Annotated in this window: 34 protein-coding genes; 33 read left to right on the top strand and 1 reads right to left on the bottom strand. The window is 34.4% G+C overall.

Annotation, left to right across the window (positions count from 1 at the left end; translation table 11 throughout):
• From rplW to M9897_03275, 31 genes are all read left to right on the top strand, one after another.
• On the top strand, window positions 1-300 hold the full coding sequence (gene rplW / locus M9897_03125; protein ID MCO5267871.1) for a 50S ribosomal protein L23: 300 nt from the start codon (window positions 1-3) through the stop codon (window positions 298-300).
• Between the two features lie 12 nt (window positions 301-312).
• Window positions 313-1,137: a 50S ribosomal protein L2 gene (gene rplB, locus M9897_03130; GenBank protein MCO5267872.1), complete on the top strand. Its 825-nt coding sequence runs from the start codon at window positions 313-315 to the stop codon at window positions 1,135-1,137.
• A gap of 3 nt (window positions 1,138-1,140) precedes the next feature.
• Window positions 1,141-1,419: a 30S ribosomal protein S19 gene (rpsS, locus tag M9897_03135; protein MCO5267873.1), complete on the top strand. Its 279-nt coding sequence runs from the start codon at window positions 1,141-1,143 to the stop codon at window positions 1,417-1,419.
• An 11-nt stretch (window positions 1,420-1,430) separates the two neighbouring features.
• A complete protein-coding gene (rplV, locus tag M9897_03140) occupies window positions 1,431-1,829 on the top strand; it encodes a 50S ribosomal protein L22 (protein ID MCO5267874.1) in 399 nt (132 codons plus the stop codon).
• Between the two features lie 3 nt (window positions 1,830-1,832).
• On the top strand, window positions 1,833-2,543 hold the full coding sequence (gene rpsC, locus M9897_03145; GenBank protein MCO5267875.1) for a 30S ribosomal protein S3: 711 nt from the start codon (window positions 1,833-1,835) through the stop codon (window positions 2,541-2,543).
• 26 nt (window positions 2,544-2,569) lie between these two features.
• Window positions 2,570-2,998, top strand: a complete 429-nt coding sequence (rplP, locus tag M9897_03150) for a 50S ribosomal protein L16 (protein ID MCO5267876.1) — start codon at window positions 2,570-2,572, stop codon at window positions 2,996-2,998.
• Window positions 2,999-3,006: 8 nt separating this feature from the next.
• Window positions 3,007-3,201, top strand: coding sequence for a 50S ribosomal protein L29 (gene rpmC, locus M9897_03155; protein MCO5267877.1), 195 nt, complete (start codon window positions 3,007-3,009; stop codon window positions 3,199-3,201).
• Between the two features lie 27 nt (window positions 3,202-3,228).
• Window positions 3,229-3,486 carry a 30S ribosomal protein S17 gene (rpsQ, locus tag M9897_03160; GenBank protein ID MCO5267878.1) on the top strand — a complete coding sequence of 86 codons (258 nt, stop codon included), beginning with the start codon at window positions 3,229-3,231 and terminating at the stop codon, window positions 3,484-3,486.
• A 9-nt stretch (window positions 3,487-3,495) separates the two neighbouring features.
• The gene (gene rplN / locus M9897_03165; GenBank protein MCO5267879.1) at window positions 3,496-3,864 is read left to right on the top strand and encodes a 50S ribosomal protein L14; all 369 of its coding nucleotides are present in this window, start codon (window positions 3,496-3,498) and stop codon (window positions 3,862-3,864) included.
• A 12-nt stretch (window positions 3,865-3,876) separates the two neighbouring features.
• A complete protein-coding gene (gene rplX / locus M9897_03170; GenBank protein ID MCO5267880.1) occupies window positions 3,877-4,194 on the top strand; it encodes a 50S ribosomal protein L24 in 318 nt (105 codons plus the stop codon).
• Window positions 4,194-4,745, top strand: coding sequence for a 50S ribosomal protein L5 (gene rplE / locus M9897_03175; GenBank protein ID MCO5267881.1), 552 nt, complete (start codon window positions 4,194-4,196; stop codon window positions 4,743-4,745). The genes rplX and rplE overlap by 1 nt, the downstream gene beginning before the upstream one ends.
• Before the next feature lie 6 nt (window positions 4,746-4,751).
• Window positions 4,752-5,021 (top strand): 30S ribosomal protein S14, encoded by a 270-nt coding sequence (rpsN, locus tag M9897_03180; GenBank protein MCO5267882.1) that lies wholly within the window; start codon window positions 4,752-4,754, stop codon window positions 5,019-5,021.
• Between the two features lie 20 nt (window positions 5,022-5,041).
• Complete coding sequence (gene rpsH, locus M9897_03185) at window positions 5,042-5,440, top strand: 30S ribosomal protein S8 (GenBank protein ID MCO5267883.1); 399 nt, start codon at window positions 5,042-5,044, stop codon at window positions 5,438-5,440.
• Window positions 5,441-5,461: 21 nt separating this feature from the next.
• Entirely contained in the window at window positions 5,462-6,016 is a 555-nt protein-coding gene (rplF, locus tag M9897_03190) for a 50S ribosomal protein L6 (GenBank protein MCO5267884.1), read from the top strand.
• A gap of 20 nt (window positions 6,017-6,036) precedes the next feature.
• Window positions 6,037-6,390, top strand: coding sequence for a 50S ribosomal protein L18 (rplR, locus tag M9897_03195; GenBank protein ID MCO5267885.1), 354 nt, complete (start codon window positions 6,037-6,039; stop codon window positions 6,388-6,390).
• 3 nt (window positions 6,391-6,393) lie between these two features.
• Window positions 6,394-6,912 (top strand): 30S ribosomal protein S5, encoded by a 519-nt coding sequence (gene rpsE, locus M9897_03200; GenBank protein MCO5267886.1) that lies wholly within the window; start codon window positions 6,394-6,396, stop codon window positions 6,910-6,912.
• 11 nt (window positions 6,913-6,923) lie between these two features.
• Window positions 6,924-7,103 carry a 50S ribosomal protein L30 gene (rpmD, locus tag M9897_03205; GenBank protein MCO5267887.1) on the top strand — a complete coding sequence of 60 codons (180 nt, stop codon included), beginning with the start codon at window positions 6,924-6,926 and terminating at the stop codon, window positions 7,101-7,103.
• A gap of 21 nt (window positions 7,104-7,124) precedes the next feature.
• On the top strand, window positions 7,125-7,571 hold the full coding sequence (gene rplO / locus M9897_03210) for a 50S ribosomal protein L15 (GenBank protein ID MCO5267888.1): 447 nt from the start codon (window positions 7,125-7,127) through the stop codon (window positions 7,569-7,571).
• A gap of 26 nt (window positions 7,572-7,597) precedes the next feature.
• Window positions 7,598-8,899 (top strand): preprotein translocase subunit SecY, encoded by a 1,302-nt coding sequence (gene secY, locus M9897_03215; protein MCO5267889.1) that lies wholly within the window; start codon window positions 7,598-7,600, stop codon window positions 8,897-8,899.
• Between the two features lie 15 nt (window positions 8,900-8,914).
• On the top strand, window positions 8,915-9,133 hold the full coding sequence (infA, locus tag M9897_03220) for a translation initiation factor IF-1 (protein MCO5267890.1): 219 nt from the start codon (window positions 8,915-8,917) through the stop codon (window positions 9,131-9,133).
• Between the two features lie 28 nt (window positions 9,134-9,161).
• The gene (ykgO, locus tag M9897_03225) at window positions 9,162-9,278 is read left to right on the top strand and encodes a type B 50S ribosomal protein L36 (GenBank protein ID MCO5267891.1); all 117 of its coding nucleotides are present in this window, start codon (window positions 9,162-9,164) and stop codon (window positions 9,276-9,278) included.
• A gap of 14 nt (window positions 9,279-9,292) precedes the next feature.
• On the top strand, window positions 9,293-9,667 hold the full coding sequence (gene rpsM / locus M9897_03230) for a 30S ribosomal protein S13 (GenBank protein MCO5267892.1): 375 nt from the start codon (window positions 9,293-9,295) through the stop codon (window positions 9,665-9,667).
• Window positions 9,668-9,676: 9 nt separating this feature from the next.
• Window positions 9,677-10,063 (top strand): 30S ribosomal protein S11, encoded by a 387-nt coding sequence (gene rpsK, locus M9897_03235; GenBank protein MCO5267893.1) that lies wholly within the window; start codon window positions 9,677-9,679, stop codon window positions 10,061-10,063.
• A 74-nt stretch (window positions 10,064-10,137) separates the two neighbouring features.
• Window positions 10,138-10,743 (top strand): 30S ribosomal protein S4, encoded by a 606-nt coding sequence (gene rpsD / locus M9897_03240; protein ID MCO5267894.1) that lies wholly within the window; start codon window positions 10,138-10,140, stop codon window positions 10,741-10,743.
• 18 nt (window positions 10,744-10,761) lie between these two features.
• Window positions 10,762-11,754 (top strand): DNA-directed RNA polymerase subunit alpha, encoded by a 993-nt coding sequence (locus M9897_03245; protein ID MCO5267895.1) that lies wholly within the window; start codon window positions 10,762-10,764, stop codon window positions 11,752-11,754.
• A 19-nt stretch (window positions 11,755-11,773) separates the two neighbouring features.
• Window positions 11,774-12,403 (top strand): 50S ribosomal protein L17, encoded by a 630-nt coding sequence (gene rplQ, locus M9897_03250; GenBank protein MCO5267896.1) that lies wholly within the window; start codon window positions 11,774-11,776, stop codon window positions 12,401-12,403.
• 77 nt (window positions 12,404-12,480) lie between these two features.
• Window positions 12,481-13,362 (top strand): GTPase Era, encoded by an 882-nt coding sequence (era, locus tag M9897_03255; GenBank protein ID MCO5267897.1) that lies wholly within the window; start codon window positions 12,481-12,483, stop codon window positions 13,360-13,362.
• Window positions 13,359-14,663 carry a ribosome biogenesis GTPase Der gene (gene der / locus M9897_03260; protein ID MCO5267898.1) on the top strand — a complete coding sequence of 435 codons (1,305 nt, stop codon included), beginning with the start codon at window positions 13,359-13,361 and terminating at the stop codon, window positions 14,661-14,663. Before era ends, der begins: the two co-directional genes overlap by 4 nt.
• 220 nt (window positions 14,664-14,883) lie before the next feature.
• Window positions 14,884-16,401, top strand: a complete 1,518-nt coding sequence (locus tag M9897_03265; GenBank protein MCO5267899.1) for a GH3 auxin-responsive promoter family protein — start codon at window positions 14,884-14,886, stop codon at window positions 16,399-16,401.
• A 1-nt stretch (window position 16,402) separates the two neighbouring features.
• Window positions 16,403-17,221, top strand: coding sequence for a hypothetical protein (locus M9897_03270; GenBank protein MCO5267900.1), 819 nt, complete (start codon window positions 16,403-16,405; stop codon window positions 17,219-17,221).
• An 86-nt stretch (window positions 17,222-17,307) separates the two neighbouring features.
• Entirely contained in the window at window positions 17,308-17,922 is a 615-nt protein-coding gene (locus M9897_03275; protein MCO5267901.1) for a deoxynucleoside kinase, read from the top strand.
• Here M9897_03275 and M9897_03280 read toward each other — a convergent pair.
• Window positions 17,919-18,488 carry a hypothetical protein gene (locus M9897_03280; GenBank protein MCO5267902.1) on the bottom strand — a complete coding sequence of 190 codons (570 nt, stop codon included), beginning with the start codon at window positions 18,486-18,488 and terminating at the stop codon, window positions 17,919-17,921. The two genes, M9897_03275 and M9897_03280, sit on opposite strands and share 4 nt — an antisense overlap.
• Before the next feature lie 83 nt (window positions 18,489-18,571).
• Between M9897_03280 and M9897_03285 the strand changes: the two genes are divergently transcribed.
• Window positions 18,572-18,979, top strand: a complete 408-nt coding sequence (locus tag M9897_03285; GenBank protein ID MCO5267903.1) for a DoxX family protein — start codon at window positions 18,572-18,574, stop codon at window positions 18,977-18,979.
• An 18-nt stretch (window positions 18,980-18,997) separates the two neighbouring features.
• Window positions 18,998-19,456, top strand: a complete 459-nt coding sequence (locus M9897_03290; GenBank protein ID MCO5267904.1) for an RNA methyltransferase — start codon at window positions 18,998-19,000, stop codon at window positions 19,454-19,456.
• Window positions 19,457-19,472: the final 16 nt, after the last annotated feature.

Genomic DNA, 19,472 nt, shown 5'->3' on the forward strand with positions numbered 1-19,472 from the left:
ATGATTAACACCATAATTAAGAAGCCTGTTATCACAGAAAAAGCGACATACGCGAGCGAAAAAAACAATCGTTTCTCGTTTATCGTTGATATCAGAGCAAATAAAATTGAAATTAAGAAAGCCGTCGAGAACATGTATGGCGTAACAGTTAACTCTGTTCGCACCATGAATTATGGCGGTGGCAAATCCTCTGTTAAATATACTAACAAAGGTATCGTTACACAACGTAGCAGTCGTACTAAAAAAGCGATTGTAACTGTTGCTGAGGGAGAAACGATTGATTTATTTACTAATGTTTAATTAATTTAAAAGATGAGTCTTAAAAAGTTTAAGCCTACAACTCCAGGGCAAAGACGTAAAATCATCCTTGACAGTAAAGAGATTACTAAGTCAACTCCTGAGAAATCATTGATTTCTAAGAAGTCTAAGACTGGTGGTCGTAACTCTAAAGGTCGTATGACAATGCGATACATTGGAGGAGGTCATAAGCAGAAATATCGTATTATCGATTTTAAGAGAGATAAGATGGATATACCTGCAACTGTAAAGGCGATTGAGTACGATCCAAATCGTACAGCAAATATTGCTTTACTATTCTATAAAGATGGTGAAAAGCGTTATATTCTTGCTCCTGATGGGTTAAAAGTTGGAGATGAGGTACTTTCTGGAAAGAATGCTACTCCAAATATTGGTAATGCTATGTTTGTTGCTGATATTCCTCTTGGAACTTCTGTTCATAATGTTGAAATGAAACCAGGTAATGGTGGAGTGATTGCTCGTGGAGCTGGAACGTATGCCGTATTAATGGCTAGAGACGGGAAGTATGGTATCTTCAGAATGCCTTCAGGTGAGGTAAGAATGATATTAACTACTTGTTTAGCTACTATTGGTACTGTATCAAATCACGAACACAGTTTAACTGTTTCAGGTAAAGCTGGTCGTTCTAGATGGCTTGGTAGAAGACCTCGTGTAAGAGGTGTTGTTATGAACCCAGTAGATCACCCAATGGGTGGTGGAGAAGGACGTCACTCAGGTGGACATCCTAGATCTCGTAACGGTATTCCTGCTAAAGGATACAAAACGAGAGCTCCTAAGAAGTATTCAAATAAATTCATTATTGAGAAAAGAAAGAAATAGGATATGAGTCGTTCGTTAAAAAAACCTCCTTTTGTTCATTATAAATTAATGCAAAGAGCAGAAGCAGCTCAAGCTTCTAATTCTAAGAATGTGATTAAGACTTGGTCTAGAGCATCAACTATCACTCCTGAATTCGTGGGCTTGACAGTAGCTGTACATAATGGAAATAAATTTATTCCTGTTTATGTAACTGAAAATATGGTAGGTCATAAATTTGGTGAATTTGCACCAACTCGTATTTTCCGAGGACATGCCGGTAATAAAAAAGATAAAAAAAGATAAAACTCTGAATTATGGGTGCTAGAAAAAGATTAAAAGCAGAAGAAAGAAAGGCAGAGAACAAACTGATTGCATTTGCAATTTTAAGAAACTCTCCTATTGCTCCTAGAAAGATGAGATCAGTAGCTGATTTAATTCGTGGAGTAGAAGTAAATAAAGCGTTAAATATTTTACAACATAATCCAAGAGTTGCTTCTAAAAGTTTATCTACTTTATTACGATCCGCAATTGCTAATTGGGAAGCTAAAAATGAAGATAAAAGCATTGAAAGCGAAGAATTAGTAGTGAAAACTATTGAAGTATCTGAGGCAGGTATGTTGAAGAGAATTAGACCAAGAGCTCAAGGTAGAGCAAATAGAATTAGAAAAAGATCCAACCACGTACGAATCGTTGTGGACGGTGTAAAAAATTAGAATATGGGACAAAAAACGAATCCGATAGGAAATAGATTAGGTTTTATCCATGGTTGGGATTCTAACTGGTATGGTGGATTTGACTATTCTGATAAAATTGTTGAGGATGATAAAATTAGAAAATATCTAAAAGCTAGATTGTCTAATGCAAGCATCTCAAAAATTATCATTGAAAGAACCTTAAAATTGGTTACTGTAACTATCAATACTTCACGTCCAGGAGTGATTATTGGTAAAGGTGGTCAAGAGGTAGATAAGCTCAAAGAAGAGCTTAAGAAGTTGACAGGTAAAGAAATTCAGATCAACATTTATGAGATTAAACGTCCGGAATTGGATGCTCAGTTGGTTGCTGATAACATTGCTCATCAAATTCAAGCACGTATTTCTTTCCGTAGAGCTATTAAAATGGCTGTAGCTTCAACCATGAGAATGGGAGCGGAAGGAATAAAAGTTAAAATTTCAGGTCGTTTAAATGGCGCTGAAATGGCACGTGACGAAATGTACAAAGAGGGCCGTACACCTCTTCATACTTTCCGAGCTGATATTGACTATGCTTTAGCAGAAGCTCACACAACTTATGGCCGTATCGGTTTGAAAGTGTGGATTTGTAAAGGTGAAGTTTATGGAAAGCGTGATTTATCACCGAATATTGGACTGGATTCTCAAAAGAAGAAAGGAGGTAAACGTGGTGGTGCCAAAAGAAAGAAAAGATAAGTTTAATCTGAAAATCATTAGAAAAAATGTTATCACCAAAGAAAACCAAATTTAGAAAACCGCAAAAAGGAAGAAATAAAGGACTTGCTTACAGAGGAAGTACTGTTGATTTCGGATCTTTTGCTATAAAATCTCTGGAGCCAGCTTGGATTACATCAAGACAAATCGAGGCTGCTCGTATCGCTGTTACACGTTATATGAAACGTGAAGGAAGAGTATGGATACGTATTTTCCCAGACAAATCAGTTACATCTAAACCAGCTGAGGTTCGTATGGGTAAAGGAAAAGGAGCACCTAGTCACTGGGTGGCTGTAGTAAGACCAGGTCGAATTATATTTGAAGCGGATGGAGTTCCTTATGAAGTTGCAAAAGAAGCTCTTCGTTTGGCTGCTCAAAAATTACCGGTAAAATGTAAGTTCATTACTAGACCTGATTATGTAATCCCTACTAAATAAGTACGAATATGAAACAAGAAGAAATAGTTCAATTATCTGATCAAGATTTAAGAGATCGTCTTGATAACTCATTAGAGTCATTAAAGAAATTAATTGCTAATCATAGAATTTCTCCATTGGAAAATCCTATGCAAATTAGAAATATTCGTAAGGCGATTGCAAGAATTAATACAGAATTGTCTAAAAGAAAAGTCCAAAATTAATTGGCGTAATTGTGAAATTGATTTGATATGGAAAATCAACATTTAAGAAAAGAAAGAATTGGGATTGTTACGAGTGAAGCAATGGATAAATCTATTGTTATCACAGTTGAAAGAAAAGTAAAACACCCAAAGTATGGTAAATTCGTTAAAAAATCCAGTAAATTTGTCGCTCACGACGAAAAAAACGAGTGCCACGTAGGAGATACTGTTCTTATCCGTGAGTGCCGTCCTTTGTCTAAGACAAAAAATTGGAGATTAATTGAAATTATTGAAAGAGCTAAATAATTTATTGTAATGATACAACAAGAGTCAAGGCTTAAAGTAGCAGATAACAGTGGTGCAAAAGAAGTTTTGTGTATCCGTGTATTAGGCGGAACAAGACGTCGTTATGCCTCTGTTGGCGATAAAATCGTCGTTACTGTTAAAAGCGCATTGCCCTCTGGTAACGTAAAGAAAGGACAAGTTACTAAGGCAGTAGTAGTAAGAACGAAGACAGCGATCCGTCGTGTAGATGGTTCATACATTCGTTTCGATGATAATGCAGTGGTTTTATTAAACCAATCAAACGAGATGAGAGGTACTCGTATTTTTGGACCAGTAGCCAGAGAGCTTCGTGATAACAATTATATGAAGATTGTATCATTAGCTCCTGAAGTACTTTAAAATTATAGCAATATGCAGAAGAAATTTAATATTAAAGTAGGTGATACCGTTAAGGTTATTAGCGGAGAGCACCGTGGTCATCAAGGGGAAGTTCTTTCTATTGATAAAAAGAAAGATAGAGCTACAGTTCGTGGAGCAAACGTTGTAAAACGTCACTCTAAACCTGATGCAGCTAACCCTAAAGGTGGTATTGTGGAGAAAGAAGCGGGTCTTCACATTTCTAACCTCATGCTTGTAGTTGGAAACGAACCAACTCGTGTTGGACGTAAAGAAAACAAGGATGGAAAACTAGTTCGTTACGCTAAAAAAACCGGACAAGAAATTAAGTAATGAGTTATACGCCGAGATTAAAAGAGAAGTATAAAGCAGAGATAGTTTCTGCTTTACAAAAGCAATTCGGTTATAAAACCGTAATGCGCGTACCAAAACTTGAAAAGATTATTCTTTCTCAAGGGTTGGGAGAAGCTGTTGCAGATAAAAAAATTGTTGATGCTGCAATCGAAGATATCAGTATGATTTCCGGACAGAAGGCAATCGCTACTTATTCTAAGAAGGATATCTCTAACTTTAAATTAAGAAAGGGAGTTCCTATTGGAACAAAAGTGACTCTTCGTGGAGATAATATGTATGATTTCTTAGACAGATTGATTTCTATTGCTTTACCTCGTACACGTGACTTTAAAGGAGTTCCTGTTAAAGGTTTTGATGGAAGAGGTAATTTCAATATGGGTGTTAAAGAACACATCATTTTTCCAGAAATGGATATTGATAAAGTAAATAAAATTTTAGGAATGGATATCACTTTCGTTACTTCAGCTGAGAATGACGAAGAGGCAAAAGCATTATTAGAAGCTTTTGGTTTTCCATTTACAAAAAGATAATAGAATATGGCAAAAGAATCAATGAAAGCTCGTGAGCGTAAAAGAGAAGCACTAGTTGCTAAATACGCTCAGAAAAGAAAAGCACTAAAGGAAGCAGGAGATTGGGATGCTTTACAAAAACTCCCTGCAAATTCTTCTAAAGTAAGATTACATAATCGTTGTAATTTAACTGGAAGACCTAGAGGTTATATCAGACAATTTGGAATCTCAAGGGTAACATTCAGAGAAATGGCTCTTGCAGGTATGATTCCTGGTGTTAAAAAAGCAAGTTGGTAATTCTATAGTAAGAAAAAGATATGAATACAGATCCAATAGCAGATTTCCTAACTCGTATTAGAAATGCGAGTAGCGTAAATAAAAAAATGGTGGAGATTCCTTCATCTGGAACTAAAGTTGCAATGGCTAAAATCCTTTTTGAAAAAGGATATATTGCTAACTTCTTAGTTGAAGAAAAAGCTCCTCAAAATGTAATTAAAATTGCATTAAAATATAATCCAACGACTAAAGTCCCTGCAATTACTAAATTGGAAAGGGTTTCTTCTCCTGGATTGAGAAAATATTGCAATTCAAAAGAATTACCTCGTGTATTAGACGGTCTTGGTATCGCTATCATCTCTACATCTAAGGGTGTTATGACTGATAAAGAAGCTAGACAACAAAATATCGGAGGCGAGGTATTATGTTATGTTTATTAATTTATAAAGTATCAATAAAAAATGTCAAGGATAGGTAAATCCCCAGTAATAATCCCGAGTGGAGTAGAAATAAAAATGGATGGAAACCTCATGACTGTTAAGGGTTCAAAAGGTGTTTTATCACAAGAAATGGACGATTGTGTAACAGTTAAGATCGAGGATGGTACATTAACATTTGACCGCGTATCGGATGCCCCTGAACATAGATCAAAGCATGGTTTATACCGAGCTTTGACTGCTAATATGGTAGTGGGCGTATCGGAAGGGTACAAAAAGGTACTTGAAGTTATAGGAGTTGGATACCGTGCAGAAGCTACTGGTCAAATTTTGACTTTAGCGCTTGGTTATGCTCACCCTATAGTTCTTGAAGTTCCTAGTGAAATTAAGGTAACTGCTGAAACCCAAAAAGGTAAAGCACCAGTGATTACATTAGAATCAGCTGATAAACAGTTGTTAGGACAAGTCGCTGCCAAAATTCGTTCCTTCCGTAAACCTGAACCTTATAAAGGTAAAGGTATTCGCCTTCAAGGTGAGTTTGTTAGAAAGAAAGCTGGTAAATCAGCTGGTAAAAAATAACCTTAATTAAATAGTAAGAAATGGCATTTAGTAAAATAGCGAGAAGAGCTAAAATTAAGAAACGTATCCGAAAAAATATTTCGGGTACAGAAACACTACCAAGATTGACAGTGTTTAGAAGTAATAAGCAAATTTACGCTCAAATAATTAATGATGTAAAAGGAGAAACTCTTGTTTCAGCTTCTTCACAGAAAATTAAAGAGTGTGCTTCTGTTAACAAAGTAGAGCAAGCTAAAATGATTGGGAAATTAATCGCTGAAAAAGCATTGAGTTCTAAAATTGAGTCTGTTCAGTTTGATCGTAACGGATATTTGTATCATGGTAGAGTTAAGGCCCTTGCTGAAGCAGCAAGAGAAGCTGGATTAAAATTTTAAAAGATGGCAGCAAAAATTAATAACAGAGTAAAACCTGCTGATTTAGAATTAGTAGATAAATTAGTAGCAGTTAATCGTGTTACTAAGGTAACAAAAGGAGGTCGTACTTTTAGTTTCTCAGCTGTAGTGGTTGTAGGAAATTCAAATGGTATCGTTGGACAAGGTTTAGGAAAAGCTAATGAAGTAACAGAAGCAATTTCTAAAGCTATTGAAGACGCAAAGAAGAACCTTATTAAAGTTCCAATTATTAATAAAACTATTCCTCACTCTCAGATAGGAAAATTTGGTGGTGCCAAAGTTTTAGTAAAACCAGCATCTGAAGGTACGGGAGTAATCGCTGGTGGTTCTATGCGTGCTGTATTAGAGAGCGCAGGAATTCACAATGTATTGACAAAATCACAAGGTTCATCAAACCCTGCAAATGTGGTTAAGGCAACTATCGATGCTTTATCTCAATTAAGAGATGCTCATAGCGTAGCTAGACAACGTGGAATAACAATCGAACAAGTGTTTAATGGTTAAAATGTAAGGAAATGGCAAATACAGTTAAAATTAAATTGGTAAGAAGTGCTATTAACCGTACACAACGTCAAAAAGAAACGGTAAAAGCATTAGGATTGAGAAAATTAAATCAAGTTGTTGAAAAAGAAGCAACTCCACAAATTTTGGGAATGGTTGCTAAGATTCCACATTTGGTACAAATTGTTGAATAAAAATCTTAAAAAATTAAAGTGATGAGTCTAAATAATTTAAACCCTGCAAAAGGTTCTACTCACAACCAAAAAAGAATTGGACGTGGCCAAGGTTCTGGTCATGGTGGAACTTCTACTAGAGGGCATAAAGGTGCAAAATCCAGATCAGGATATAGCAAGAAAATTGGATTTGAAGGAGGTCAGATGCCTCTTCAAAGACGTGTTCCTAAATACGGTTTCACTCCGCTAAATAAGACAGAATATAAAGCTGTTAATTTAGATGCAATTCAGGAATTAATCGACAGAAAAAATGTTTCTGAGATTACTCCAGAAATCTTACGTGAAAACGGTCTATTAGGAAATAGAGAATTAGTAAAAATCCTTGGAAGAGGAGAACTAAAATCTAAAGTTAATGTAACTGCACATAAATTTTCCGCTACTGCTAAAGCAGATATTGAAGCAAAAGGTGGCGAATGTTCAGAAATCTAATTAACTTTGCAAACTAATTTTCAAAAATGAAAAGATTAATAGACAGTTTAAAGCATATTTGGAAAGTTGAAGAACTAAGGAAAAGATTATTAATTACCTTTTCCTTGATTCTTGTTTTCCGAATTGGTTCTTTTATAATTTTACCTGGAGTAGATAGTTCAAGATTATCCACTGAGGCTGATGCAGGAACCATTGAAGGATTATTAGGATTATTATCCGGAGGTGGATTTACACACGCTTCATTTATGGCTTTGGGTATTATGCCTTATATTTCTGCTTCTATTATCATGCAATTATTAGGAATGGCTGTTCCAGCTGTTCAGAAAATGCAACAAGAGGGTGAAAGTGGTCAAAAACAGATAAATAATTATACACGTATTTTGACTATTATTATCTGTGCGGTTCAAGCGCCTGGATACCTTTCTCTTTATGTTGCAGGTAAAGGTGCTATCCCTGCTGAGTTTATGAATTCTCCTCTTTGGTGGATTCAATCAGTATTGGTTTTAGTAGCTGGTGCTATGATGGCTGTATGGTTAGGAGAAAGAATTACAGACAGAGGTGTTGGAAACGGTATTTCTTTATTGATTACTGTTGGTATCATCGCAAGACTCCCAGCATCCTTTGTTGCTGAGACTGCACAACGTTCTGCACTTGTAGTAATTCTTGAAGTGTTTGCATTTGTGGTAATTGTTATGGCAACTGTATTGATAGTTCAAGGTGTGAGAAAAATACCTATGAATTATGCAAAACGTGTTGCTAGTGCAAAGGGTGAAATGGTAAATGCTCAAGGAGCTCGTTCTTATATTCCAATTAAGGTGAACGCTTCTGGGGTTATGCCAATCATTTTTGCTCAAGCTATTATGACAGTGCCAGTAATGTTTATTCAAAAACAATTTGGAATCTTTGGATTCTGGTATAATTTGGTGTTAGCATTATTAATTATTGTATTCACGTATTTCTATACTGCATTGATGATTAATCCTAAGAAAATGGCTGATGATCTAAAGAGAAATGGTGGATTTATCCCAGGTATTAGACCGGGAAATGAAACTGCTGATTATATTGATGCATTAGTTTCAAAAATCACTTTACCAGGATCTATTTTCCTTGCTCTGATAGCTATTATTCCTGCTATTGCTGTGAAATTTGGAATAGGTGATGGATTTGCTCTTTTCTTTGGAGGTACTTCTTTGCTGATTCTTGTTGGAGTTATCTTGGATACACTTCAGCAAATTGAATCTTATTTATTGAATCGTCATTATGATGGTTTAATGGAAGGAACTAAAGTGAGAGGAAGAAGAACTCAGGGTGAGTTGTCAGGAATGTAATTATAAAAGATATAGATGGCAAAGCAAAAACCAATTGAGCAGGACGGAATTATTGTAGAAGCATTATCTAATGCAATGTTTAGAGTTGAATTAGAAAATGGACATGTTCTTACCGCTCATATATCAGGGAAAATGAGAATGCACTATATAAAGATACTTCCTGGAGATAAGGTGAGAATCGAAATGTCTCCTTACGATTTATCAAAAGGGAGAATAACATTCAGATATAAATAAATTGCTTACAAGCTAAAATAAGAAGAAAATGAAAGTAAGAGCTTCAGTAAAAAAACGATCAGAAGATTGTAAAATAGTAAAACGTAAAGGAAGAGTTTACGTGATTAATAAAAAGAATCCTAAGTTTAAACAACGTCAAGGTTAAGATAATTTAAAGTTATGGCAAGAATCGCAGGTATTGATTTACCAAAAAACAAAAGAGGGGTTATAGGATTGACTTATATCTATGGTATCGGTCGTAGTCAAGCAAAAAAAATATTAACATCTAATGGAATTGATGAAAATATTAAAGTAGCAGATTGGGATGATGACCAAGTAGGTAAAATTAGAACTTCTATTAACGAAATTAAAGTTGAAGGAGCGCTTCGTTCAGAAATCCAATTAAATATTAAACGTTTAATGGATATCGGATGCAACAGAGGTATCAGACATCGAGCTGGGTTACCTTTGAGAGGTCAAAGAACTAAAAACAACTCTAGAACAAGAAAAGGTAAGAGAAAAACTGTTGCTAATAAGAAAAAGGCAACTAAATAATAATTAATTATGGCAAAAGCAAATCAAAAGAAGAAGAAAAATGTTAAAGTAGATGCTGTTGGCGAAGCGCATATCCAAGCTACCTTCAACAATGTCATTATTTCTTTAACCAATGCGCAAGGGCAAGTTATATCTTGGTCTTCAGCTGGAAAAATGGGCTTTAAAGGTTCTAAAAAGAACACTCCGTATGCAGCACAAGTATCTGCAGAGGATTGTGCTAGAGAAGCTCATGACTTCGGATTACGTAGAGTAAAAGTATATGTGAAAGGACCAGGTACAGGTAGAGAATCAGCTATCCGTGCACTCCATAATGCTGGAATTGAAGTTACAGAAATCATAGACGTAACTCCATTACCTCACAATGGTTGTCGCCCTCCTAAACGTAGAAGAGTTTAATTGTAAATAAATTAATAATAAATACTGACGAAGGAAAAGCCTTAATTCTCAGTTGTAATTTAAAATAAAATAGTATGGCAAGATATAATGGACCCAAATCAAAAATTGCTAGAAGATTTAGAGAGCCAATTTTTGGACCGGATAAAGCATTAGAAAGAAAAAAGTATGGACCTGGACAACATGGACCTACTAAAAGAAGAGGAAAGCAATCAGAATACTCTATTCAGTTGCTAGAAAAACAAAAAGCAAAATATATTTATGGTATTTTGGAACGTCAGTTCGAAAATATGTATAAAAAAGCTGCTGCCCAAAGAGGAATTACAGGTGAAAACTTACTTGTTTTATGTGAATCTCGTTTGGATAACACTGTGTACCGTTTAGGTATTGCAACAACTAGAAGAGCTGCAAGACAGTTTGTATCTCACAAACACATCACAGTAAATGGAGAAGTAGTTAACATTCCTTCATATACACTAAGAAAAGGTGATGTAGTGGGTGTAAGAGAAAAATCAAAATCTCTAGAAGCTATTACCAATTCTATCGCATCTAACAATAAAACGTATGATTGGTTAGGTTGGGATGCTGCTTCAATGTCAGGAACTTTCATTAGTCTTCCTTCAAGAGATATGATTCCTGAAAATATCAATGAACAATTAATTGTAGAATTATATTCTAAATAATAATTAACGTATAAAAGTATGGCAATTTTAGAATTTCAAAAGCCTGACAAGGTAATTATGATTGAATCTGACGATCACGAAGGTCAATTCGAGTTTCGTCCGTTAGAACCAGGTTATGGTATTACTGTTGGAAATGCTTTAAGAAGAATCTTACTTTCTTCTCTAGAGGGATTTGCAATCTCATCCATTAGAATTGAAGGTGTAGATCATGAGTTCTCTACAATTAAAGGTGTTGTTGAGGATGTTACTGAACTTATCTTGAATTTAAAACAGGTTCGTTTCAAACAACAAATTGAAGATCAAATAGAAGAAACTGTTATCATTTCTATAGGAGGACAAAAAACTTTTAGTGCTGGAGATATTGGTAAATTTACTACAGCATTCCAAGTTTTAAATCCAGACTTAGTGATTTGTAACATGAATCCTTCTGTAAAATTAGATATAGAATTAAAGATTGTAAAAGGAAGAGGATATGTTCCTGCAAGTGAAAATAAAAATTCTAATGCTCCTATAGGAACAATCTTTATCGATTCTATTTTTACACCAGTTAAGAATGTTAAATATTCTATCGAAAACTATCGTGTAGAACAAAAAACTGACTATGAAAAGTTAGTGTTTGAGATTAAAACTGATGGTTCGATTCATCCTAAAGATGCATTACAAGAAGCAGCTAAGATTCTAATTCATCACTTCATGTTATTCTCTGACGAGCGTATCACACTTGAAAGTGAAATGAAATCTGAAGTAGAAGAATTCGATGAAACATCTCTTCACATGCGTCAGTTATTAAAAACAAAATTAATTGATTTAGATTTATCTGTACGTGCATTAAACTGCTTAAAGGCAGCTGATGTGGATACACTAGGTGATTTGGTTTCTTACAATAAAAATGATTTATTGAAATTTAGAAACTTTGGTAAGAAATCTCTTACTGAATTAGAAGATCTAGTTGATGCGAAAGGATTGTCTTTTGGTATGAACACTGCTAAGTACAAATTAGATAAAGAATAACTAATTAAGATATTAAACAATGAGACACGGTAATAAGATAAAAAGTTTAGGGAGAAAGTCAGAACACCGCCAAGCGATGTTAGCAAATATGGCTTGCTCTCTTATCGAACACAAGAGAATCAATACAACTGTAGCAAAGGCAAAAGCACTTAGAGTATATTTAGAGCCTCTTTTAACAAAATCAAAAACGGATTCTACTCATTCTCGAAGAGTAGTATTTAGTTACTTAAAAAATAAAGAAGCTATCACAGAATTATACAGAGAAATTGCTCCTAAAATTGCTGACAGACCAGGGGGATATTTACGTATTATCCGTCTAGGAAACAGATTAGGTGATAATGCTGAAATGTGTATGATTGAATTGGTTGATTTCAACGAATTGATGACTGGTGGTAAAGATCAGAAGAAAACTACTCGTCGTTCAAGAAGAGGAGGTGGAGCTGCTAAAAAAGTTGATGCTACCGAAGCTGAAGTAGTTGAAGAAACTAAAAAAGAAGCAAAACCTAAAGCTAAAAAAGAAGCAAAACCAGCTGAAGATAAAGTGGAAGAACCTAAAGTAGAAGCTACTGAAGAACCTGCTGCTGAAGCTCCAACTGAAGAGCCAAAAGCTGAAGAAGGTAATGCTACTGAAGAGGAAACAAAAGAATAATATCTTTTCGTTATTATAACTTAAAAAGAGACTGCCCTAGTGTGGGAGTCTCTTTTTTATTTTTTTATTTTTGCCAAATGAATCATAAGTCTGGATTTGTAAATATTATTGGAAGCCCTAATGTGGGAAAGTCAACCCTGATGAATGCACTTTTAGGGGAAAAGCTCTCTATCGTAACCTCAAAAGCACAGACTACCCGCCATCGTATTAAAGGTATTCTGAATGAAGAAGATTATCAGATTGTATTTTCGGATACACCAGGGGTTCTCAAATCTGCTTACGGTTTACATGAGGCAATGATGGATGATGTGAAAGAGGCTTTGATAGATGCGGATGTACTTATCTTAGTTACAGATGTTTTTGAAAACACCTTGAATCATGTGGAAACCCTGGAAAAAATTAAAAAACTTAAAACTCCAGTTATTTGCTTAATTAATAAGATTGATTTAAAAACGCAAGAAGAGGTAGCTGAACGAATCCAATATTGGGTGAATGAATTGCCAGAAGCGACTATCCTACCTATCTCTGCTCTACATAATTTCAATGTGCAATCAATTATTGATTTAATACTGGAGAAATTGCCAGAGGCACCTCCTTATTTTGGTAAAGATGCTATTTCTGATCGTTCTATGAGATTCTTTGTTTCTGAAATTATTCGTGAAAAGATATTTCTGAATCTGAAGAAAGAAATTCCTTATGCGTGTCAGGTGGAGGTTACAGAATATCATGAATCAGATGATATGATTAAAATTCGAGCAAACATAATTGTTGAGCGTGAATCACAAAAGGGTATTATCATAGGAGAGAAAGGAAGACAATTAAAATATATTGGAATTGATAGTCGCAGAGATATTGAAAAATTCGTGGATAAACATGTTTTCCTAGAGACCTTTGTGAAGGTGGATAAAGACTGGAGAAATAATGAGAATAGATTAAAACAATACGGATATAAATCATGAGTAATATTGTTGCCATAGTCGGTAGACCAAATGTTGGAAAATCAACTCTTTTTAATAGACTTACAGAGTCTAGGAATGCTATTGTAGAAGAAATGAGTGGTGTTACTCGCGACCGAATATATGGAAGAGGAACATGGGGAGGATATGATTTTTCTGTGATTGATACAGGGGGATATGTGAAAGGTTCTGAAGATATTTTTGAAAGTGAAATCAGAAAACAAGTTGAGATAGCTATAGATGAGGCTAATACAATCGTATTTGTTGTGGATGTTACAACAGGCATTACGGACTTAGACCAAAAGGTAGCGGAAATGCTTCGTGCTACCAAAAAGAAAGTATTTGTAGTAGCTAATAAAGTGGATAATACTCAGCGTGTTGGATTGTCTTCAGAATTCTGGTCTTTAGGAGTAGGAGATGTATATGATATTGCCGCTGCAAGTGGAGCGGGTACAGGGGAATTATTAGATGATATAATCAAGACCTTTGAAACGAAAGAGATTGAATCTGATAGCGATTTACCTCGTTTTACTATTGTAGGAAAACCTAATGTTGGTAAGTCTTCCTTAGCAAATGCATTGATTGGAGAAGAAAGAAACATTGTTACACCCATTTCTGGAACTACCCGAGATGCTATTAATACGCATTATAATGCATTCGGATTTGAGTTTATATTAGTTGATACTGCTGGGATTCGTAAGAAAGCTAAGGTAAATGAGGATATTGAATATTATTCTGTTTTACGTTCAGTACGTGCTATTGAGAACTCTGATGTATGTATTTTTATGATTGATGCTACTGAAGGGTTACAAAGACAGGATTTGAGTATCTATTATATGTGTGAGAAGAACCATAAAGGAGTTGTTGTATTAGTAAATAAATGGGACTTAGTAGAGAAGGAAACAAATACAACAAAAGAATATGAAGAAAAACTACGTCAACAATTAGCGCCTTTTAATGATGTTCCTATCGTCTTTGTATCTGCACTAACAAAACAAAGAATTCACAAAGCTTTGGAAGAGGCAATGCGTGTATATGAGAATAGAATCAAGAAAATTTCTACATCTAAATTAAATGAAGTGATGTTGAAAGAAATTGAAATTATACCACCAGCTTCTGTTAAGGGTAAAACGGTGACTATAAAATATGTACGTCAATTACCGACACATGCTCCTTCTTTTGCATTTTATTGCAATCTACCTCAATATATCCAAGAGAGCTACAGACGTTTCTTGGAGAACAAACTAAGAAAACATTTTGATTTTAACGGGGTTCCCGTACGTATCTTTGTGAGGAAGAAGTAAAAAAAAATGGCTAAGCCAGCATTGTCCTTAACCATTTTCTTTTAAACCATAAATAAACCCTACTTATTAGACGAATTCATTTCTCGAAAGGTTGTGTGGAAAAGAAATAATATTTTTTATCAAACATAATACACTTATATTCATTTGTTTATACATACAGTTTAATAGTTAGTGTTAGTTATTTCAAAAAAAAATATTACCTTCATGTATATTGTCTGCTATGCCTATTAATACAATATTTGGTTGGATTATAAAAAAAAGAATACATCAAATTGATTTATTCCTACAACATCCTATTGAGGTCCAACGTGAATTATTAGAACGGTTAATCCTTGAAGGGAGAAATACGAAATATGGCTCTGTCTATCAGTTTAATACTATTCATGATTATGAAGAATTTAAAAGGAGAGTTCCATTAACGGAATATAATGGTATAAAAGAATGGGTAAACCGTGCTATAGCAGGAGAAGAAGATGTACTATGGCCAGGAGAGACTAAATGGTTTGCTAAATCTTCTGGAACAACTTCAGACCGAAGTAAATTTATTCCTGTTACAAAAAGATCTTTAGAAGAATGTCATTATAAAGGTGGGAAAGACTTGGTTGCTATTAATTATAATTTGTATCCAGAAACAAAGATTTATACTGGAAAACACCTTGTTGTAGGTGGATCAGCAGAGTATAATTTGGTAAGACCAGATAGTTATACAGGCGATTTGTCTTCCATTATCATTAAGAATTTACCTTGGTGGGTAGAGATTAAACGTACTCCTTCTAAAGAAACAGCCTTATTGGCCAAGTGGGAAGAAAAGATCGAACGTTTAGCCAATGAAACTATACATGAGGATGTGACGAGTATTTCAGGAGTACCAAGCTGGACTTTGGTCTTAATTAATAAGATATTAGAAAAAGCAGGGAAAGATAATTTGCTACAAGTATGGCCAAATCTCGAACTATTTATGCATGGAGGTGTAAGTTTTTTACCTTATAAGCATGAATTTGAACGTTTAATCCCATCAACCAAAATGCATTATTTAGAATCGTATAATGCTTCTGAAGGCTTTTTTGGCATACAAGATAAGGAGAGGGGAGATTTACTGCTCATGCTGGATTACGGCATCTTTTTTGAATTCATACCTATGTCTGATTTTGATGGAATAAATTCTCAGAAAGTGGTAAGTTTGCAAGAAGTGGAAGAAGGAGTGGAATATGCTTTAGTTATTACAACTAATGGTGGTTTATGGCGTTATATAGTTGGAGATACTATTCGTTTCACAGAAACCCATCCGTATCGTTTTGTGGTTTCGGGCAGAACTAAGAATTTTATCAATGCATTTGGAGAAGAATTGATTGTCGATAATGCAGATAAAGCTATTCAATATGCTTGTGAGCATACAGATTCATTATTGAAGGACTATACGGCTTGTCCAATATTTATGCAAGAAGGTAAGCAAGGAGGACACGAATGGATGATTGAGTTTCGGAAGGAACCAAGAGATCTTATTGAGTTCACCAGATTATTAGATTTAAAATTGAGAGAAATTAATTCAGATTATGATGCCAAAAGAACACAAAATCTTACCTTAGATTTTCCGCTTGTTCATAAAGTTTCTGCTGGATTCTTTGAAAAGTGGCTAAAAACTAAAAATAAATTAGGAGGACAACATAAAGTACCTCGTTTACTCAATAGTAGAAACCTCATGGATGAATTATTAGAATTGAATAAAATGTATAAGTAAGATGAAGAAGGTAAAGTGGATATATGTTATTTTATGTTGTATTTACGCAAGTCTGTTGAGCGCTCAAGAAATAAATGATTGGAAACTCATACATTCTTATTCAAATAAAAATATAAGTGCATGGGACGTTAATCCTTTATCTCAAATCATCCTTGCTTCGCATAGTAAGATATTTAAGTTGGATACAAATTTCCAGATAACTTTTACGCAGAGTGATGCCTCCTTTGGGAATGTATCTATATTGGACGCAGCACATTCTTTAAAAACATTGGCGTTTTCTGAAAATAATCAAATGTTGGGAATATTGGATAATGCATTAACTTTTCAGGAAGGAAAAGCTGATATGTCTTATTTTCAAATATCATCAGCCACCTTTGTGTGTTATTCTGAGCAATCTCAGCGTTTCTGGATTTATGACGAAGATAATTCTCGCTTGGTTTGCTTCCAAGGAGTTAAGAGTAATCAAAAACAATCTGAAATCACGAATGTTTCTGGAATAACAGGGAATGTCGCACCAACTTCACTTTTAGAGAAAAATCATCAGTTATTTCTTTTTTACCAAGGAGATGGTGTTTTCTTGTTTGATTATTATGGAAGTTTAATCCGAAAATATGAAGAAAAACAAGCCATTCAGATATACCCAACGGATAAGTTTATTTACCTTTTGTATCCCGAGTATCTAGTGCGTTTGGACCGTGAAACGGATGAAAGGAAAGAGGTGACTTTACCTACCAAAGGTATTCAGGAATTTAGAGTAATGGAAAAATTTGTATTCTTTAAAGATAAGAGTGGAATCAAAAAATACTATTTGAAAGAGTAGAACTATTGTTAATATTTTTTTCTTCCTTTCCTGTCTTTTTCTAAACAATATTAGTATTTTAGTCCGATTCAAAAAAATGATTGAAAATGCATATAGCAGTAGCAGGAAATATTGGCTCAGGTAAAACAACATTGACAGAATTATTAGCAAAACACTATAATTGGGAAACGCATTTCGAAAATGTTGCTCAGAATCCATATCTCAATGACTTCTATGAGGATATGCAACGTTGGTCATTTAATTTGCAGGTGTATTACCTTAATAGTAGGTTTACACAACTTCAGGAAATTAAGAAAACGAAAGGAGTAGTTATTCAAGATAGAACCATTTATGAAGATGCCTATATATTCGCGCCGAATTTACATTCTATGGGCTTGATGACTACACGTGATTTTGAGAACTATTTTTCTCTTTTTAATCTTATTGAATCATTTATTGCGGCTCCTGACCTTTTAATCTATTTGAGAGCCAGTGTTCCTACTTTAGTAAATCAGATTCAAAAGAGAGGAAGGGAATACGAAGAATCTATCCGTTTGGATTACCTGAAAAGATTGAATGAACGCTATGAAGCTTGGATTAGCACCTATGATAAAGGGAAATTACTCATTGTGGATGTAGATAACAATAATTATCATGAAAACCCAGAAGATTTAGGTAAGATAATCAATTCTATTGATGCTGAAATCAATGGATTATTCTAGATAGCTTTACTATTTTCGTGATCTTCTAAAATTTTAGCGATTTCTGCAATCAACTTGATTTTATCTTCAGAATCTTGCTTGCTTTTTTGCTGTTTCTCAGCATATTCTCGTAAAATAATTTGCCCATCGAGTAATTTCTGATCTTCAAGTGGACCTTCCATGTTTTCAATAATGGTCAAACATTCTAGTGCAATCATATAGTCATTGAGAATAGAAATTTGAATGAATTCCAATAAGTATTCAGAATAATCAATTTTACTATTCCACATCGTAGATAATAGAGATTGATGAATATTTCCAAAATCCTTATTTAGAACAGCTTCCATTATTTTCTCCTTAGCAGCAGACGATTTTAAATCACCAAAGAAGTTGATAATTTCAGATTCTAAATATTCTGAAACGCCTTCATTCCACAATTCGATAATAGGGATGATTACTTGAGCGTCGCCAATCTCTTGAAGTTTTTGAAGACCTTTACTTATCTTTTTTTCGTCATGAGTTTGTAATTCTAGGATTATTGCTTTTACTTTTTTTTGACGTTCTTGTTCTCTTTCTGCTGAAGCCATTTTACTTTTTTTGCAAAGTTAAAAAATACTTATATCATTAATTGTGTTATTTTAGCCTGAAATTTAAAAAAAGCATCGTTATTATGAAAAAATTCTTGAAAGAATGGAAGTTAGGAACTGATTTTGGTGTTTTAGCTCTACGATTAGCTATGGGATTTGGATTATTCTATGCCCACGGAATGGGAAAATTAGGTAAACTATTTTCAGGCGCAGAAATCCATTTCATGGACCCAATAGGTTTGGGTGAAAAACTATCTTTTGGACTAGTAGCCTTTGCAGAAGGAATATGTTCTTTACTAGTAATGGTTGGTTTGTTTACTCGTTTTGCAGTTGTTGCCCCAATCATCACTATGTTAGTTATTGTATTCTCTGTTCACAGTGGAGGAGCTTTTAAGGAGTTGGAATTACCATTTCTTTATCTAATTGGTTATTTTGCTATTTTCTTAACAGGTGGAGGTAAGCACTCCATAGATAGGTTAATTACAAAGTAATATCATCATATATTAACTATGAAAGTTAAACCGGATAATCATAATTTCTTTGGGATAGGTATTATGCAATGCAAACGGGATTATAATCTCGGTACATTGTGGCGTTCTGCTGATATTTTAGGGGCGTCTTTTATTTTTACAATTGGAAAAGATTACCGTAAACAAACTTCAGATGTATTGAAGTCATGGCGAAAAATACCACTGTTTCATTACGAAGATTTTGATGATTTCTATAAGCACTTACCATATAATACACGTTTGGTTGCAGTAGAATTAGATGAGCGTTCTATCATGTTGCCTGAATTTGAGCATCCTAAGAGGGCTGTATATTTACTTGGAGCAGAAGACAATGGCTTACCACCATCTGCTTTGGATAAATGCCATGAAATTGTTCAATTATATGGAGATATTTCTATGAATGTTGCCGTAGCCGGGAGTATTGTAATGCATGACCGAATTGGTAAACTCTCTAAATAGATTATTGTTAATAACA

The sequence above is a fragment of the Brumimicrobium sp. genome, from assembly GCA_023957385.1.
Lineage (GTDB): Bacteria > Bacteroidota > Bacteroidia > Flavobacteriales_D > Crocinitomicaceae > Brumimicrobium.